Here is a 16492-nt window from a genome sequence, read left to right as displayed (position 1 = left end):
GGCAGGCGTCAGAGTGCCGCCGCCCACGCGTCCACGGTCGTGACCTCCGCCTGCATGGGGAACACCTTCTCGGTGAGCACCCGGTGGACCTCCGGGTCGGAGTCGAGGCAGCCGTCGGACAGGACGGTGAGTTCGAAGTCGAGGTCGGCGGCCTGGCGGAGGGTTGACAGTACGACGCCGCTGGTGGCGATGCCGGTGAGGACGAGGTGATCGATCTCGCCGGCCCGCAGCACCAGGTCGAGGTCGCTGCCTGCGAAGGCGCTGACGCGTCGCTTGGTCACGACGGTCTCGCCGGGTGCGGGCGCCACGTCGGGGTGCACCTGTGTGGCCGGGGCGTCGCCGGCCAGGCCGGCCGCGCGGCTCGCCATGGCGCCGAAGATCTTGTTGCGGGTGCTGATCTCCGGGTATCCGGGGCGGAAGCCGACGACCACGTAGATCACCGGGACGCCGCCCGCGCGGGCGGCGTCGATCGCCTTGGCGAGGCGCGGCAGGTAGTCGTCCGCGGCGAACCGGTCGGTGACGACCCGCTGGACGTCCATGACGAGAAGAGCTTGCTGAGGCACCGTCGATGTTCCTTTCCCACGGCCCCGTTAGTCATCAAGTGATTACTTGGTAACGTAGCCCCACCCCCGAGCCAAGTCAACGCACGATTACTTGATGGCGGCCCCTTCCCGGGCCACGGAAATGTCCCTGAGAGGAGCCGACGTGTCAGCGGACGAGGCACCCTCGCAACCCGATCGGGTCAGCCCGGTCGATCCGGCCGACGGCCGCCGGCGCCGGGACGCCTCGGCGACGCGCCGGGCGCTCCTCCTCGCCGCCCGCGCCCGGTTCACGCGGCTCGGATACGACCGCACGACGCTGCGGGACGTCGCCGCGGACGCCGGGGTCAATCTGGCGCTCGTCAAGCGGTACTTCGGCTCCAAGGAGGGCCTGTTCAAGGCTGCGCTGGCGTCGACACCCCGGTTCCTGGGCGGCGAGGAGGAGTTCCCGCGCGGCCCGGCCGCCCTGGCCGAGGCGCTCAGCCGTCAGCTGGCGGCCGGGGCGTGGACGGAGTTCGGCGAGCATCCGGTGCTGATGCTGTTGCGGGACTCCGGCGACGAGCAGGTGGCCGAGCTGCGCCGGCGGGCGCTGGAGGAGTTCGGCCGGCAGGTGCTCGAAGCGTCGGGTGCCACATCGGCACCCGACGCTCTGCTACGGGCGGAACTGCTGGTCGCACTGGGGGTCGGCGTCGCCGTCGTACGCTCGGCCGTCGGTCTGCGGCCGCTGGCCGACGCGGCACCCGAGGACCTGGTGGGCCCGCTCCGTGACGTCGTGGAAGCCCTGCTCGCGCCCCCGCCCAAGTGACCTCCCACGACGAACCGGTCACTCGGGCCAGGCGGAACCCTTGATGACCTCGACGAAGTCGCCGCGGCGGAAGCCGGGGACGTAGTGGGCCAGGACGTCGGCCTTGACGTTGCCGAAGGTGGTGTCGGGGCGGTCCTGGATGCCCTCGGTGAAGGCGGCGAGGATCTGGTTCTTGAAGTCCGGGCGCGGGTGCGCGGCGACGACCGAGGCGCGCTGCTCGTCGGTGACCTCGTGATAGCCGATGCCGAGGACGTCCAGCTCGACCCCGCGCGTCACCAGGGCGATCTCGGGTGCCATGTGCAGCGGGATCTCCGGGGTGGTGTGCAGGGCGATGCTCGTCCAGACCCGGTCGGCGGGCTCGCCGGTGATGCCGTGGGCGTGCAGGAATCGGCGGGCCTCGTCGGCGCCGTCGATCTCGAAGCGCTGGTCGGTGCGGCGCAGGCTCTTGGTCAGCCCGAGGTCGTGGAACATCGCCCCCACGTAGAGCAGTTCGGGGTCGAAGGCCAGCCCCAGGGCCCGGCCGCGCAGCGAGCCCCACAGGAAGACCCGCCGGGAGTGGTCGAACACCAGCGGGGTGGCGACATCGCGCACCATGTCCGTGGCCTCCCGCACCAGGGTGGTGTCCGGGATCCGTACGCCTGCGATCTCTTCGCTCATCGTCCTCAGCCTCCATACCGGATAGGTGATGTGCCTCCAGGGTTCTCCGGGGGACGTAGGCTGGGCCATGTCTCTGCTGCCAGGAAAACCACGGATTGGGACATGGCACATCGAGTGGGCTTCGTGGTCTTCGAGGGCGTGACCATGCTCGACGTCAGCGGCCCCTCGGAGGTGCTGCACCAGGCGGGCCGGCTGGCCGATCCCTATGAGCTGGTGCTGGTGTCGCCGGACGGGGGGACGGTCACCACGTCCGCCGGGCCGGCGCTGACCGGCACGGTCCGGGCGGCCGACACCGGACCGGTCGACACGGTCCTGGTCGCGGGCGGCGACCGGCTGGCCGAGCGGCCCATCGAGGACGAGCTGCTGGCCACGGTCCGCGAACTCACCGAGCGGGCGCGCCGGGTCGCCTCCGTGTGCACCGGCGCGTTCGTGCTGGGCGAGCTGGGCCTGCTCGACGGCCGCCGTGCGACGACCCACTGGCGGCACGCGGCCACGTTCGCCCGCCGCTACCCCCGGGTCCGGGTCGAGCCCGACGCCATCCACATCCGTGACGGGCGTTACGTCACCTCGGCGGGCATCAGCGCGGGCATCGACCTCACCCTCGCCCTGGTGGAGGACGACCACGGCGCCGGCGTGGCCCGGGACATCGCCCGCGAACTGGTCGTCTTCATGCAACGCCCGGGCGGGCAGTCCCAGTTCTCCACCGCCATCACCACCCCACCGGCCCGCAACGACCTCCTCCGTACCCTGATCGCATCCGTGCTCGCCGACCCGACCGCCGACCACAGCCTGCCCGCCCTGGCGACGTCCGCCGCCGTCAGCCCCCGCCATCTGACCCGGCTGTTCCGCGCCGAACTGGGCACCACGCCCGCGCGCTGGGTCGAACGGGTCCGTCTCGACCGTGCCCAGCACCTGCTCCTCGAGGGCCACAGCGTCACCTCGGCCGCGGAGCACAGCGGTCTGGGCACCGACGAGACCCTCCGCCGTGCCTTCGCCCGCCACCTGGGCACGACCCCGACCCACTACCGCAGACGCTTCGCGACCACCGGCACCGCTCAGGAGTAGCCACCACCGGCCACACAGCAGCTCGACTTCCTGCTCCTCCGTGCTCGGGCACACCAAGCTGCCGGCCCGGAGGGACGGGAGGGCTTCACAGTTGGATCGGCAGATGGCGGGGGCCGCGCAGCATGGCGTTCTGGCGGTAGGGAGGTGGGTCCTGGACCAGGCTTGCCGTGCCGAGCACGGGGAGCAGTGCGCCGAGCGCGGTCTGGGCCTCGAGGCGGGCGAGCGGTGCGCCGAAGCACAGGTGGATGCCGCTGCCGAAGCCGAGGTGTTCGTTGTCCGGGCGGGTGGGGTCGAACCGGTCGGGATCGTCGAACCGTCGGGGGTCGCGGTTGCCGGCGGCCAGCGCCAGGATCACGGAGGTGCCCCGGGCGAGCGTGGTGCCGGCGACGGTGATGTCGGTGAGCGGGATGCGCTCGCGCATGTGGACCGGGGGTTCGTAGCGCAGGAGTTCCTCCACCGTCCGCGGCAGCAGGCCGGGGTCGCGGCGAAGGTGGTCCAGGTGCTCGGGCCGGCGCAGAAGCGTGAGCACTCCGTTGGTGATCAGGTTGACCGTCGTCTCGTGTCCCGCGATGAGCAACAGCACCGCGGTTTCGGCGAGTTCCTCCTGGGTGAGCCGCAGGGCCGGGTCCGGCTCGTTGACGAAGGCGGAGAGCAGGTCGTCGCCCGGGGTGCCGCGGCGCCGTTCGGCGAGGTTCACGAGGTACCCGCCCAGCTCGATCCGTGCCTGGTCGCCCGCCTCGTGCGTCCCGGCGGAGTCGTCGTCCTCGGGCTTGAGGTCGGCTGCCGCGACCAGCACGTCGGACCAGGCCCGGAAGAGCGGCTCGTCCTCGCGTGGCACGCCGAGCAGGCGGCAGATCACCGTGACGGGCAGCGGGTAGGCGAAGTCGTCGACGAGGTCGATCTGCCGGCCCGCCTCGAAGGGTTTCAGCAGTTCCTCGGTGATCCGGTCGATCTCGCCGCGCATGGCGTCGACGCGGCCCGGGCTGTGCGGGGGTCCGAAGGGCCGCATGGTCAGCGTGCGCAGCCTGTGGTGTTCCGGGTCGTCGAGCCGCAGGAACGGCGGCTTGTGCGTCACCTGGCCACGGATGCGGGGATCGGTGCTCATCCGTGGGTCGTGGAGCAGGGCGGCGATGTCGTGGTAGCCGCCGACCAGGTGGCTGCCGTCGGCCTGCCGCACCACGGGGCCGGCCTCCCGGAGTTCCGCGTACAGCGGGTAGGGGTTGGGGCGGCTGGCGTAGTCGGTGATCCGTGCCAGCAGGGTCTCGGAGTCCATGGTGGCTCCTCGTGGTGGGAGTCGTGGACGGGACGCGGGTCAGCGCGTCGGCTGCACCACGGCCAGTCGGCGGTCGGGCAGGTATCCGGTGAGCGCCACGGTGGGGCCGTGGGAGAGCACGGAAGGATCCGGCACGTCGGACGGGATCGGGACGTCGGCCGCGGTCGCCCGGTCGGCCGCGCCCGGCGGGGGCGGGAACGGAGCGGCCGTCTCGATCAAGTGCCGGTAGTAGTCGAGCGACTTGGCCATGTCGACGGTGACCGCGGCGGTGACCCGCCCCTGGTAGCCGTAGACCATGGCCAGGCGGCGCGCCTCCAGCGAGCCCTGGGCGATGACCACATGGTCGGAGTAGGTGGGCACGCCCACCGACTTGATGTTGAGCCCGAACTGGGTCGACCAGAACGTCGGGATGGCCAGGTGGGGGCGTTGCAGCGGCCCCGGATTGACCATGTTGTGGGCCGCCACCGCGGCCTGCTCGACGGCGTTGCCCCAGTGTTCCAGGGAGAGCATCTGGTACCCGAACAGCGGGTGCGGGAAGCGGGAGACGTCACCGGCCACGTAGACGTCGTCGGTGACGATCCCGTACATGGTGAAGGCGCGGCAGCCGGCGTCGCACGCGATCCCGCGCGGGCCCGCCGCCAGCCCGGACTCCGCCAGCCACTCGACGTTGCGGATCGCGCCCAGCGCCACGACGCAGACGTCGGCGTCGACGCGGCTGCCGTCGGACAACTGCGCGTGGGTGAAGGTCCCGTTCCCGTCCCCGTGCAGGGCGGTGACCGTCACCCCGGTGCGCAGGTCGACGCCGTGGTTGCGCTGCATGACGGCCGCGAGCTTCGCGAGGGTGCCGCCCAGGGCGCCCACCAGAGGCGCGGGGCCGCGTTCGGCGACGGTGACGGCCAGCCCGCGTTCCCGGCAGGCGGAGGCGATCTCCGAGCCGGTGAAGCCGCCGCCGATGACCAGCACCCGTTCCGGTCCGGCGGCCATACGCTCGGCCAGTGCCCCGGCGTCCTCGCGGGTGCGCAGGGTGAACACTCCGTCCAGGGCGCCTTCCTCGGGGTTGAGCCAGGGCCGGGCGCGGGTGCCGGTGGCGATCAGCAGCCGGTCGTACGGCAGCGATGCGCCGTCCTCCAGCAGCACCTGTTTCGCGAGCAGGTCGACGCCCGCGGCGCGCACCCCGAGCCGCCACTCGGCGTCCGGATCGTGGCGCATCGGCAGCCCGGTGGTCTCCGCCGTCGCCTGCCCGAGCAGCACCTGCTTGGACAGCGGCGGCCGGTCGTAGGGCGGGTGAGGTTCGTCCCCGACCACGGTCACCGAGCCGGTGAAACCCTCGTCGCGCAGTCCCTCGGCGGCCCTCAGCCCCGCCAGCGACGCGCCGACGATGACGATACGGCCGTCCTTGAGGTCACCGGGCACCGCCGCTCACCTCTTCCCCGAGGAGGATCGCCTGCACCGGGCACGCGGCCACGGCCTGGCGCACCCGCTCCACCTGGTCCTCGGGGACGGCGGTCGTATACAACAGCCCCTCCTCCCCGTGCAGTTCGAACATCTGCGGTGCGAGAAAGACGCACTGTGCATAGCCCTGGCAGCGTGTGAGGTCCACGACGGTCCGCATCCCCACCACTCCCTCCGTTGCCGCACCCCCTCGTTGCCCGCCCCTCGGTTCCAGCATGGAGCCAGACCTGGGCTCCCGCACGCCGCGCTGCCGGGGGCGGTCGATGCCGGACGCCGCCACACGGTGCCCGGTCAGCTGTGACGCATATGTCGCTCACCTCTGAGCCACACCTCCGCCCAGGTGCCATGCGGACGCGCAAAATAAAGAAGCAAAAATGTTATGATTATGTCGCCGGGACGCGCGCCATGTGGAGAGTGATAGCAATGAGCTGGCCCGCCACGATGCGTTACGACACGGGTTCGGCGCCGGAGGGGCTCGCCTTCGTGCAGGACCTCATGAACACCATCTCCGCCGGAAAACCACGCACGAGCGACCTCCTCGCGGACCCGGATGACGCGCAGACCTGGCTCGACGAGGCACTGGCGCAGTGGAACCAGGCCACGGGCGGACTCGCGGCAGGCATCGAACTCGCCCCGCACGACCACGAAGAACTCCGGGCCTTCCGTGAAGACCTGCGCCGGGCGGCGGCGCAGGGGCAGGGAGAGGCACTGCCGCCGCTGCACATTGCGGCAGTCGTGATGGAGCTGGGCAAGGACGGACAGGTGCGCCCGGTGCCGCGCGGCACCGGCTGGCGGCGGGTGGCGGCCCTGGCCCTCATCGAGGTCTTCCAGGCCCAGCAGACGGGCACCTGGCACAGGCTGAAGGTGTGCCGGAACGACCGGTGCGGGACCACGTTCTTCGACCGGTCACGCAACAACAGCGGGGTTTGGCACGACGTGAAGGTCTGCGGCAACGCGGCGAACCTGCGGGCCTACCGGGCAAGACAGCGCACCCAGAAGGCATCGTAGACGCCACCCTCGGCACCCCGGCCGTGTCCCGGCCCTGTGGAGCTCCCGGAGCCGGCGCCGTGAACGGCAGGACAGGATCACCGAGGGCCGTCCTGCGGGCGGTTACGAGTGCCGGGAATACAAGCGCCAGGAACTGATCATGCCGAGATCACGGACCTGCCGGCACGCGCCAGCCGGATTCGATCGGTCAAGTCGCTCAGTCGGACGAGGCGGGCGGACGGCGGGACAAGGCTGCTGTCGGGGAGTGGGTCACCAGTTCGACCAGGCGTTCGGCCAGGTCGTCGTCGAGGGGCGACCCGATCATGAGCCGACGGTAGAGGATGGCACCGGCCCACAGGTCCTGCACCAGTTCCGTGTCGAGGTCGGGCGGCAGGTCACCCCGCTCCATCCCCCGGCGCAGCACGACGTCGATGTTCTGCCGCTTGCGTCGCAGGAAGGTCTCCCGGAAGCGGGCCATGAGCTCGGGGTGGGGCAGCAGGCCCGCGGCGAGCGCGGGCAGTGACGCGGCCAGGTCCTCGTTGGCGTAGTTGCGGATCGTCATGTCGACCGCCTCGCGCACTTCCGCGCGGGTGTCGCCCCGGTCGGGGATCTCCTCCGCCCGGAACACCTCAGCGAGCGCGTCGGCGACGAGTGCTTCCTTGTTCGGCCACCAGCGGTAGATGGTCGACTTGCCGACGCCCGCGGCCGCCGCGACCCCCTCGATGGTGAGGGTGGAGTAGCCCTGCGCGGCCAGGAGGTCCCTGGTGGCGTCGAGGATCTTGGGGGCCGAGCGCGGGGTGGCCGCCGGATCCGAGGTGAATGCGAGTCCCATGAGTGCAACGATACGTACCGTTTCATTTTCGGGTCAAGGCGTGTTAGCGTCCCTGGTGTCCGAATGAAACGATACGTATCGTTGCACTCATGGAAGGGAAATCTGCCATGAAGGGTTACACCCTGCCCCTCTCTCCCCGCGGGACCGCCAATCTGGCGCCGGCTCCGCCGTGGCACTACGCCGGAACCGTTGTCGGCGTCGAGTTCTTCACCGACCCCGCCGCGGCCGAGGCGACGCTCCCCGAGGGCCTCGCTCTCGACCCGGACACCCCCGGACGTGGCGTGGCCATGTTCATCGACTGGCAGTACTCCTCCACGGGACAGGAGTACCTGGACCCCGCCCGCTCCCAGTACCGGGAGTTCCTCACCACCCTGGACGCGCGCTTCGACGACACGCCCGTCGCCTGGTGCCCCTACATCTACGTCGACAACGACGCGGCCATGGCCCGCGGCTGGGTCCAGGGCTTCCCCAAGAAGCTCGGCGTCGTCCACCAGACCCGCGCCTATCCCGTCGCCAACCCCGCCACCCCGCCGGTCGGAAAGGGCGGTCAGTTCGGCGCGACGGCCTCCAGCGCCGGCCAGCGCATAGCCGAAGCCCGCGTCACCCTCGATCAGCCGCTCAGTGATCCGGCCGCCCTCATGAACCGCCCCGTGGTCAACCTCCGGCACTTCCCCCGCCTGGCCGCCGGACAGCACGACAAGCCCGCCGTTCACGAACTGGTCTTCGCGCTTCTCGACGACGTGAGCGTCACCGAGGCCTGGATCGGCACCGGCGAGCTGAACTTCCTCCCGGCTCGCGGCGAAGAGCTCGCCGACCTCCCCGTCCGGCGAACCGGCAAGGGCTTCCGCTTCCACCTCGCCTACTCCGTCAACGACCTCAGGACCCTCACCGACTACGACAACTGACCACTCACCGCGACCAGTTCGGGACAGCCCGGCAGAGCCGCGCACCTGTCCGAGGTTCCGTGTCGGTCGCCCCCGGCCGACACGGAACCTCGCAAGTAGGTCGACCACGTCGGTCCCAAGCCCCGACAAGGCGGCACTCTGTGCCGATTCCCCCCATCCCGCCTCACCCCCACCGGAGACGCCATGCCCCTCTACACCTGCACCACCGCGCAGGGCACGCTGACCACGGAGACCAAGGCCGCGCTCGCCACCGAGATCACTCGGATCCACGCGGAGATCAACGATGTCCCACTGGCCTACGTCAACATCGTGTTCCCGGAGCTGCCGCGGGACAACGTGTTCGTCGGCGGGACCCCTGGAACACCGCTCCTGGTCAATGGCTGGGTGCGACGCGGTCATCCGCAAGAGAGCACCAGCCGACTCGCCCTGGAACTCGCGGCAGCCGTCTCACGAATCGCCCAGGTGGATCCGGAGACCGTGCTGGTGGTCATCCAGGACAGCCCCGCCCGCTCGGCTGTGGAGGGCGGCCGTCTCCTCCCCGAGCCGGGCCGCGAGTCCGAGTGGACAGGCGCACACGGCAAGCAGTGATGCGGGTGGAGATCCGCGGCCCGATCGTGCCCGTCGTAGGGAGCGGTGAGAACGGTGAGAGGGCACCAGGCGCATCTCCGATCAGTACGTAAGAGCAGGTCCCGGCCACGGCGACGGCCGACGCGAAAGACGGAAAGGGCGCCATGAAAGCGGAGACCGCACAGCGGACGGGCAGGAAGCAGGGCCCGCGATCAGGGGGCGGCGCGGCCGGGTCCGCGGCGAAGCCGTCCACCACGGCCCACGGCGCCGTACGCGGGTCGAGCAGGTGAGGGCCCGTAGCGGAGAACAGGGCATGTCGTCGGCCAGAGCCCTCGCCGAGGCACTGTGGTTCCCGGTGACGCTGTTCCTGGGCTTCCTGTTCTGCTTCGCCCCCGCCCTGCACGCGCCTCAACCGCATCATGCCGCCGTGGTGGTCGCCGGCCGTGCCCCGGAGGCGGAGGTCGAGGCCGCGCTGCACCGTCATCACCCCGGAGGGTTCGACGTCACCTCCGTGGCCGATGCACGGGCCGCCCGCCGGGCGGTGCTGGACCGGAGTGCCGTGGCGGGATACGTCGGCGGCCACCGTCCGGTGCTCTATGTGGCCAAGGCCAACGGGATGTCCCTCTTCCAGGCGCTGGGCAAGGACTTCGCGGGGCTTACCTCCGCGACCAGCGAGCCGCTCACCCTCAGGGATGTGGCACCCACCACGGCCAAGGACCTGACGGGAACCACCCTGGTCTACTTCGGCACCGCCTGGAACATCCCCGGGTACCTGCTCGCGACGACCCTGCTGCGTGCGGTGACTTTCAACCGCCGCAGGAAGCTGATGACGATCGTCGGCGTCGCGGGTGTCTTCGCCGTCGTCGGTGACCTCGTGGGTGTCGACCTCGGCTACCTGCCGAACGACCCGGCCGCCCTCGCGATGGCGTTCCTCCTCACGACGGCGGTGGCCACGTTCTGCACCGGCATGGCACCGTTCACGAAGCAGTTCTTCCCCGGGGTGGGGATGGGCCTGTTCATCGTGCTGAGCACGCCCACCAGCGGGGTGGCCCCGGTGGCGATGCTGCCGACGTTCTTCCAGCACGTGCACGCCGTGATGCCGCTCGGCAACGCGGTGGACGCGCTGAGGGGCGTCCTGTACTTCCACGGGGCGGGGGTCCGCAGGCCCGTCCTCGTCCTGTGCGCGTGGATCGCCGCGGGCATCGCGCTCATGGGCCTCGACGCCTGGCGCCACCGCAGCACCGGCGCCCGGCACCGCGGCAGGGGCAAGCAGTACAAGGAGGCGGAGCCACCGGTGGACGACCCGTCCCTGGAGACTCCGATACCCACGGCGATGCCGGCCCACCACCACTTCGGCGAACCGCTGCCGACGCTGGTGGGCACCGTACGCGACAGTGCGCGGCAACCGCTCCGGCACGCCGCGGTGACCGTCATGGACGGCAGAGGACGGCAGTTGGTACGTACCGCGACGAACGCCCAGGGCACCTACGCCGTGGCAGGGCTGCCCGAAGGACACCTCACCATCGTGGCCTCGTCCCACAGCAGAAAGCCGCAGGTCCAATGGCGGCTGCTGGAACCGGGCGCCGTCCTCCGCGCCGACTTCACGCTGGGCGACATTACCCCTGACGCACCTTCTCCGATGCCCTGTCAGAACGGTGGGCCGCCACGGAACTGGACTGCCCGTCGGTGAGGCGTGACTCGGTCAGGATCCGGCGGTGCCCATTCCTTGGTGTGTCCCGGCGATCGCGGCGTCAGGTCACCAGCTGATCGCCGAGGGGGCTGCGCAGGCAGAGAACGAGATGTCCGTGCCGGGGCTGACGCCCAGCCGCCGGGCCGGTTCGGTCGTGCCGGCCGGCTGCGCGAGATGGCCGATGATTCGCCGACGGCTTTCAGATCGCGTACCGGCGGCGTCCGGAGTTCTGTCTCGATCCCTCCATTCGACAGGCGAGTTCCACGTTCGCCCTGCTTCCCGCGTCCGTGGTCGAACCGGCGATCGCGAGACCGCGCGCGGACCTGGCCTCAGAAGCCTGGCACCGCCGCCATGCCGGCCTGCTGACCCGGGAATCCGTCGACTACGGCTACCGCCTGCTCATCGCGGGTACGGCGATTCCGGTACCGAGGGAGGCGGGCGGTGGCGGCTCGCGTATCGGCGTGCGCTCAAATCAGCAGAGAAGTGGCTGTCGTTGGACGAGAGGACGAGAGGACGAGAAAGCGTGGATGTGTACGAAGCCGTGGACAGCCGCAGGGCCGTGCGGGCGTTCAGCGGTCGGCCGGTACCCAAGGAGGTACTCGAACGGGTTCTGGCCACGGCGGCGCGGGCTCCGTCGAGTGGGAACCTGCAGCCGTGGCACGTGTATGTCGTGAGCGGCGAGCCCCTGGCCGAACTGAAGAGACGTGCGACGGCCAGGGCACTGGCGGGAGACCCGGGTGACGAGCGGGAGTATCCGATGTACCCGGCCGAACTGGTCCCGCCGTATCTGGACCGGTTCTCCGCCGCGGCCGCCCAGCGGTACAAGGCGCTGGGAATCGAGCGCGACGACCCGGACCGACCCAGGAGGATCGCCGCCCTGAACTCGGAGGCGTTCGGAGCTCCGGTCGTCCTCTTCTGCTACCTCGACCGGACGATGGGGCCGGGGCAGTGGGGGGACGCGGGGATGTACCTGCAGACGGTCATGCTGCTGCTCAGGGCGGAAGGGCTGCACAGCTGTCCTCAGGTGATGTGGACGATGTACCGCAGGACCGTCAGCCAGGTGGTCGGGGCCGATGACGGGCTCGTGCTGTTCTGTGGTGTCGCGGCGGGATTCGAAAAAGAAGGCGTGCCCCAAGTGCGCACCGGGCGGGCGGACATGACACAGACGGTGAGCTTCGTCGGAGGGTGACCGCGCGGCGGCCGAGATCCGGAGAACCCGGGGGGGAACTGTCGGAGGCATCGCCGCGTGTCGCACGCGTGTCCCGCCGAGGACGGTTCGGTGTGCCCTCGGCGGGAACGCGCGGCCCCTCAGGGGCGGATCGTCGTGGCGCGGCTGTTGTAGGCCTCCACCGTCAGCGCCGGACGGCGTGAGGGGAGGGACCCCGACGGCCAGGACAGGGTGACGGTCTGCGATTCGCCGGGCAGCAGCCACAGGTAGTTGTGGCTGTAGAGCGTCGGCAGCACCCGGTGGCCACCGGCCTCGTCCACCAGGGACAGCCGGACCATGGCGGCGACGGCCGAGCCGCGGTTGCGGACGGTGGCGGTCAGTTCGTGACGCTCGCCGGCACGGGAGACCTGCCCGATGGAGCCGGACACGTTCACCTGCTTGGCCTTGTTGAGGGCCTGCATGGCGGCGGGTTCACGGTGGCGCCAGTAGGTGTTGCGGGAGAGCTCACTGCCGTGGGCGTCCTCCAGGGTCAGCCGCAGCAGGTGCAGGTCGGGCAGGTCGTCGGTCCAGCCGGCGGTGAACGCCTCCGTCGTGGCGGCCCGTGCCACGTCCACCCGGGCGGTCCTGCTGCTGCCGAGCTGCCGGCCGGACAGGTCGTACAGGCGGGCGGTCACGGTGGCGTTCTTGAGGTCCGTTCGGGTGTGATTGACCGCCAGGACCTGCCACTTCACCGGGTCCGCCTGGACGTGCAGCGGCTCGCAGGCGGAACGGGCGCCGTAGTAGGTGCCGTTGACGTCGAAGTCGTAGTCGTAGGTCTGCCAGACGGTGCTGTGCCAGGCCGGATGGGACATCCACAGCATCAGGCCGGTGGCGTTGTCCCAGAGGTTGGCGTTCCACGCCTCGAACATGGCGCGGGTGTTCTCGTAGTTGACGAACTGCGCCTTGCGGGCGAAGTCGTCGAGGCCGGCCGCCTCGCCGAGGCGGGACTCGACGGCGGCCTTGTAGTTCTGCGGCGCCTGGTTCCCGCGCTCGCTCCAGTCGTGGTAGTACCAGGCGCCACGGATGGGCCACTCGGGCTCGTCGCCCGTCATGTTGCGCACGCTCGCCGCGGTGGAGACCACCGGCATGCCGATCTCGGTGTGGAAGCCGAAGTCCTTGCTGCCGTAGGTGTCGGGGTCGAAGTACTTCTCCGGCTCGACCCAGCCGTAGGGGCCGCCGCCCGTGACGATGCCGCCGGCCGAGTTGTTCTGGTAGAGCAGGCCGGGAACCTGCTTCTCGACGGCTTCGCGCATGCCCTGGTCGATGGCGGCGGGCGGGTTGCCCTCGTTCGCCCCGCACCAGACGGCCACGCAGGGATGGATGCGGTAGCGCAACACGGTGTCCCGCGCGGTCGAGTTGAACGCGTCGTGGTCCGGCGGGTCCATGGCCCAGGCGTTCGGGAAGTCGTTCCAGACGAGGATGCCGTGCCGGTCGCAGGCGGCGAAGAACTCCTCCCGGTCACTGCTGCCGACCCAGTTGCGGATCATGGTGAAGTTCATGTCGCGGTGCATCCGCACCGCCGCGTCCATCCGCTCCGGCGGCATCCTGCGCAGCAGTTCGTCCCAGCCCCAGTTGCCGCCGCGGGCCAGCACCCGCACGCCGTTGACGGAGATCTTCAGCGGATCGGGCGTGTTGGACACGGACTTGACGTCGGTCCACTGCTCGCCGTCGTCGGACACCTGGATGGTGTACGTCTTCGGGTACGCCGTCTCCCAGACGATCGCCACCCGGTCGAACCTCTGCGCGGAGCCCAGGTCCACCTGGATCCACTGGTGATCCTCGTACTGCGACGACCAACGGGTGCCCGCGTCACCGTCGGTGGCGTGCGCGGCAGGATGGCCGGAGTCCTCGGTCGAGGCCTTCGCCGTCTTGTGCAGGGCGAGGTCGGTGCCGGGGACGGCACGGTCGACGACGCTCAAGGACCACAACGAGTTGCCCCAACTGGTATTGCGCAGACCACAGTTGATACGGACGTAGCGGGCCGTCCGCTGGTCGAAGTCCTCGACCTGGAGGCTGGCGTCGCCGTTGCTGAACGGCAGCGGCACGGCTCCGTTGTCCACAGCCTGCACGTCGGTCCACTCGGAGCCGTCGGCGGAGACCTGCACCACGAAGGCCTTGGCGTACGCCTGCTCCCAGGTGAGGTCGACCCGGTCGAAGGACTGTGCCGAGCCCAGGTCGACGCGGATCCACTGGTCGTCCTCGTACGCCGAGGACCAGCGGGTGCCCGGATCGCCGTCGGTCACGTTGGCCGCGCCATGGTCGTCGCCGTCCGTGCTGGAGGCGTCGGCCGGGGCGTGCAGGGCGAGGTCGGTGGCCGGCCGGATGCTGTCCCGCACGGCCAGGGTCCACAGGGAACTGCCCCAAGAAGTGGCTCGTGTACGGCAGTTGACACGGACGTACCGGGCCTGCTGCCGGTCGAAGGTGACGGACTGGAGGTACGAGTCGCCGGACGCCGTGAACGGCAGCGGCACCTCGTACTCGTAGCCGAACTGGCGGATACCGAAGCGGGTGGTGCGCCGGTCGCTCTCGGTGCCGTCGACCGACGCGGTGAGCGTGAGGTCGTGCAGGTTCGGCTCGCCCAGGCCGTTCGGCCACCACAGCTTGGGGTCGCGCAGCCGCAACTGCCGGAAGGCGTCGGGGGCGAAGACCACGTCGACGCTCTCGCCGGCCGGGACGGTGACGGCCTCGGACACCCGGATGCCGTCGAAGGCCGCGGAGACCGTCGCACGGCGGTCGGTGGAGTCGGCGTTCCGGACCGGTACGACGATCGTCAGCTCGGCGACCGAGACGTCCGGCAGCTTCGGCAGGACGGTGTCCACGCGCGGGTCGCCGATGACGACCTGCCCGGTGGATCTCAGCCGGACGTGGTTCCAGATCCCCGCCGCACGGTCGCGGACGGCCGGCATCCAGTCCCAGCCCGAGGAAGCCAGGTAGGTGGGCGAGTTGAGGTTCATCTGCTGGGCGCCCGCGTCCACCCAGGACTCGCCCAGGGGGCCCTTGTCGCCGGGGCTGCCGGGCACCGGCATCGGCGTGATCTTGACGGCCAGCGCGTTCGCGCCGTCCGCGGCGAGCAGCCGGGTCACGTCGTACGAGGAACGGGCGAACGGGTACGTCAGATCACCGACCCGTTCACCGTTGAGCCAGACGTCGGCCTGGTGGTTGACGCCGTCGAACTCCAGCCAGATCCTGCGGCCGGAGCCGGTGCGCAGGCCGTGCGGCAGCTCGAAGTCCCGCTTGTACCACCAGGAGTGCCGCGACAGCGCCTCGGGGATGTGCAGGTTGTTCAGCCCGGCGACCGGGTCAGGCAGCTTGCCCTGGTCCACGAGGGAGGCCAGGACCGTGCCGGGGACGGTGGCGGGCAGCCAGCGGCTGGTGTCGACGGAGGTCTTCGACAGGCCGGAACCGTCGGCACCGGCCCAGTCGTCCAGGGTGAGGCGCCAGCCGGACTCCACCGGCACCGTGCCGTCGTCGGCAACGGTCAGCCTGGGCGCCGCACCGTGCCGGGTGCCCCAGTCGGTCCAGCCCGTCGCCGTGGGACGGTGCCCGTCGGGAGTGCCGTACACCTCGAAGCCGTTGAGTCCGAGGGGCAGGGGGCTGGAGCGTTTGCGGGACGTCATGCGCACCCAGCGCGCCGGCACCGGGCGGGGAAGCTGGATGTCCACGGCTCCGCCGGTGCCGGCGGTGGTGCGGTAGACACTCGTCCACGACTTCTTGTCCAGGGAGGTCTCGACCACGCAGTCCACCGCGTAGCTCGACAGGATCTCCTTGCCGGTGGTGCCGTCGGCCGGGTTTCCGCTGGTGGGCGGGGTGAACACCGGGTCGGCGGCGTCGGCTTCGAAGGTCAGGCGGATCCAGGTGACCTTGCACGCGGCCTGGAGATCGACGGTGATCCACTGTGGGTCGCCGGCCTCCGCCCGCCACCCGCTGCCCCGCACGCCGCGCGCGGTGAGCCGGTCGACCGCGAAGGACCCGGGCGTGGCGGCGTAGGCCGTCGAGGAGACCGAGACGGGCCGGTTGAGCGCGAGTTCAAGGGGCGAGTCGGGGTGCGCCGGTCGGCCCGTGGCGGCGGCTGCGGTCGAGGCGGGGAGCGACGCGCCGAGTCCGAACCCGGCCAACAGGGTGGAACCCGTGGCGACTATGGACCGCCGCGACGGATTACGCCACGGATCCGATTGATCGGTCATGAATCTGACGTCCCATCAAAAAGCGGCGAGGTGCGCCGAAACGGCTCTGCGTACCCCGCACCGAGCAGAATGACAACGTTGCCAAAGGCTGTGGCGTGAGGAGCTTCCTGTCAACCCCTGGTGCGGACATCCATGCTGAGCCGCAGGTGGGAAGCGTCCACGGAAGCTCCGTGCCTCGCTTCGGAGTTCGGACGGACCCGGGTTCGCTCCGTCCGGTCCGGACGCGCTCGGCGAGGCCGGCCCCGGGACCTCCGCGAGTCCGGCGACCCGTCGAAGCGGCGCGTTCGCGGGATGTGGCCGTCCCGCCGACCTGGGCAGTTCTCCGCCTC

Annotated in this window: 14 protein-coding genes; 7 read left to right on the top strand and 7 right to left on the bottom strand. The window is 70.7% G+C overall.

From position 1 onward, the window contains the following. Positions 1-8: 8 nt before the first annotated feature. Positions 9-563: a cysteine hydrolase family protein gene (locus tag ACFWXC_RS27375; protein WP_384482876.1), complete on the bottom strand. Its 555-nt coding sequence runs from the start codon at positions 561-563 to the stop codon at positions 9-11. Between the two features lie 142 nt (positions 564-705). Between ACFWXC_RS27375 and ACFWXC_RS27370 the strand changes: the two genes are divergently transcribed. Then, positions 706-1344: a TetR/AcrR family transcriptional regulator gene (locus ACFWXC_RS27370; protein ID WP_384482874.1), complete on the top strand. Its 639-nt coding sequence runs from the start codon at positions 706-708 to the stop codon at positions 1342-1344. A gap of 18 nt (positions 1345-1362) precedes the next feature. On the opposite strand, the gene ACFWXC_RS27365 is transcribed toward ACFWXC_RS27370, so the two are convergent. Beyond that, positions 1363-2001 (bottom strand): HD domain-containing protein, encoded by a 639-nt coding sequence (locus tag ACFWXC_RS27365; protein ID WP_384482872.1) that lies wholly within the window; start codon positions 1999-2001, stop codon positions 1363-1365. A 102-nt stretch (positions 2002-2103) separates the two neighbouring features. Here ACFWXC_RS27365 and ACFWXC_RS27360 point away from each other — a divergent pair, with 102 nt between their 5' ends. Then, a complete protein-coding gene (locus ACFWXC_RS27360; RefSeq protein ID WP_384482870.1) occupies positions 2104-3066 on the top strand; it encodes a GlxA family transcriptional regulator in 963 nt (320 codons plus the stop codon). A gap of 85 nt (positions 3067-3151) precedes the next feature. Here ACFWXC_RS27360 and ACFWXC_RS27355 read toward each other — a convergent pair whose 3' ends face one another. Genes ACFWXC_RS27355 through ACFWXC_RS27345 form a run of 3 tightly spaced genes read right to left on the bottom strand, consistent with a single transcriptional unit; the run spans position 3152 to position 5951 of the window. Next, entirely contained in the window at positions 3152-4339 is a 1188-nt protein-coding gene (locus tag ACFWXC_RS27355) for a cytochrome P450 (RefSeq protein ID WP_384482868.1), read from the bottom strand. A gap of 39 nt (positions 4340-4378) precedes the next feature. Further along, a complete protein-coding gene (locus ACFWXC_RS27350; RefSeq protein ID WP_384482866.1) occupies positions 4379-5752 on the bottom strand; it encodes an NAD(P)/FAD-dependent oxidoreductase in 1374 nt (457 codons plus the stop codon). Further along, entirely contained in the window at positions 5742-5951 is a 210-nt protein-coding gene (locus tag ACFWXC_RS27345; RefSeq protein WP_384482864.1) for a ferredoxin, read from the bottom strand. The genes ACFWXC_RS27350 and ACFWXC_RS27345 overlap by 11 nt, the downstream gene beginning before the upstream one ends. A 263-nt stretch (positions 5952-6214) precedes the next feature. Here ACFWXC_RS27345 and ACFWXC_RS27340 point away from each other — a divergent pair, with 263 nt between their 5' ends. Next, positions 6215-6799, top strand: a complete 585-nt coding sequence (locus ACFWXC_RS27340) for a CGNR zinc finger domain-containing protein (protein ID WP_384482862.1) — start codon at positions 6215-6217, stop codon at positions 6797-6799. A gap of 196 nt (positions 6800-6995) precedes the next feature. Here the strand turns inward: ACFWXC_RS27340 and ACFWXC_RS27335 are convergent, their stop codons facing one another. Beyond that, positions 6996-7610: a TetR/AcrR family transcriptional regulator gene (locus ACFWXC_RS27335; RefSeq protein ID WP_384482861.1), complete on the bottom strand. Its 615-nt coding sequence runs from the start codon at positions 7608-7610 to the stop codon at positions 6996-6998. A 107-nt stretch (positions 7611-7717) separates the two neighbouring features. On the opposite strand from ACFWXC_RS27335, the gene ACFWXC_RS27330 reads away from it, so the two are divergent. The 4 genes from ACFWXC_RS27330 to ACFWXC_RS27315 all read left to right on the top strand — a co-directional run bounded on the left by ACFWXC_RS27330 (position 7718) and on the right by ACFWXC_RS27315 (position 11961). After that, a complete protein-coding gene (locus ACFWXC_RS27330) occupies positions 7718-8515 on the top strand; it encodes an acetoacetate decarboxylase family protein (protein ID WP_384482859.1) in 798 nt (265 codons plus the stop codon). Between the two features lie 183 nt (positions 8516-8698). Beyond that, positions 8699-9103, top strand: a complete 405-nt coding sequence (locus tag ACFWXC_RS27325) for a tautomerase family protein (protein WP_384482857.1) — start codon at positions 8699-8701, stop codon at positions 9101-9103. A 292-nt stretch (positions 9104-9395) separates the two neighbouring features. Further along, positions 9396-10772: a carboxypeptidase regulatory-like domain-containing protein gene (locus tag ACFWXC_RS27320; protein WP_384482855.1), complete on the top strand. Its 1377-nt coding sequence runs from the start codon at positions 9396-9398 to the stop codon at positions 10770-10772. Between the two features lie 523 nt (positions 10773-11295). Further along, positions 11296-11961 carry a nitroreductase gene (locus ACFWXC_RS27315; RefSeq protein WP_384482853.1) on the top strand — a complete coding sequence of 222 codons (666 nt, stop codon included), beginning with the start codon at positions 11296-11298 and terminating at the stop codon, positions 11959-11961. Between the two features lie 119 nt (positions 11962-12080). On the opposite strand, the gene ACFWXC_RS27310 is transcribed toward ACFWXC_RS27315, so the two are convergent. Beyond that, positions 12081-16163: a discoidin domain-containing protein gene (locus tag ACFWXC_RS27310; RefSeq protein ID WP_384482851.1), complete on the bottom strand. Its 4083-nt coding sequence runs from the start codon at positions 16161-16163 to the stop codon at positions 12081-12083. Positions 16164-16492: the final 329 nt, after the last annotated feature.

Source organism: Streptomyces sp. NPDC058683 (assembly GCF_042716195.1).
In the GTDB taxonomy this organism is placed as follows: domain Bacteria; phylum Actinomycetota; class Actinomycetes; order Streptomycetales; family Streptomycetaceae; genus Streptomyces.
Note: the sequence above shows the minus strand (reverse complement) of the source record. Positions and strands in the feature narration are given on the sequence as shown.

Excerpts from the sequence above, each read along its gene's own strand:
- ACFWXC_RS27365 (WP_384482872.1), bottom strand. The coding sequence starts at position 2,001 with ATGAGCGAAGAGATCGCAGGCGTACGGATCCCGGACACCACCCTGGTG.
- ACFWXC_RS27320 (WP_384482855.1), top strand. The coding sequence starts at position 9,396 with ATGTCGTCGGCCAGAGCCCTCGCCGAGGCACTGTGGTTCCCGGTGACG.
- ACFWXC_RS27330 (WP_384482859.1), top strand. The coding sequence starts at position 7,718 with ATGAAGGGTTACACCCTGCCCCTCTCTCCCCGCGGGACCGCCAATCTG.
- ACFWXC_RS27340 (WP_384482862.1), top strand. The coding sequence starts at position 6,215 with ATGAGCTGGCCCGCCACGATGCGTTACGACACGGGTTCGGCGCCGGAG.
- ACFWXC_RS27310 (WP_384482851.1), bottom strand. The coding sequence starts at position 16,163 with ATGACCGATCAATCGGATCCGTGGCGTAATCCGTCGCGGCGGTCCATA.
- ACFWXC_RS27355 (WP_384482868.1), bottom strand. The coding sequence starts at position 4,339 with ATGGACTCCGAGACCCTGCTGGCACGGATCACCGACTACGCCAGCCGC.
- ACFWXC_RS27345 (WP_384482864.1), bottom strand. The coding sequence starts at position 5,951 with ATGCGGACCGTCGTGGACCTCACACGCTGCCAGGGCTATGCACAGTGC.
- ACFWXC_RS27360 (WP_384482870.1), top strand. The coding sequence starts at position 2,104 with ATGGCACATCGAGTGGGCTTCGTGGTCTTCGAGGGCGTGACCATGCTC.
- ACFWXC_RS27325 (WP_384482857.1), top strand. The coding sequence starts at position 8,699 with ATGCCCCTCTACACCTGCACCACCGCGCAGGGCACGCTGACCACGGAG.
- ACFWXC_RS27335 (WP_384482861.1), bottom strand. The coding sequence starts at position 7,610 with ATGGGACTCGCATTCACCTCGGATCCGGCGGCCACCCCGCGCTCGGCC.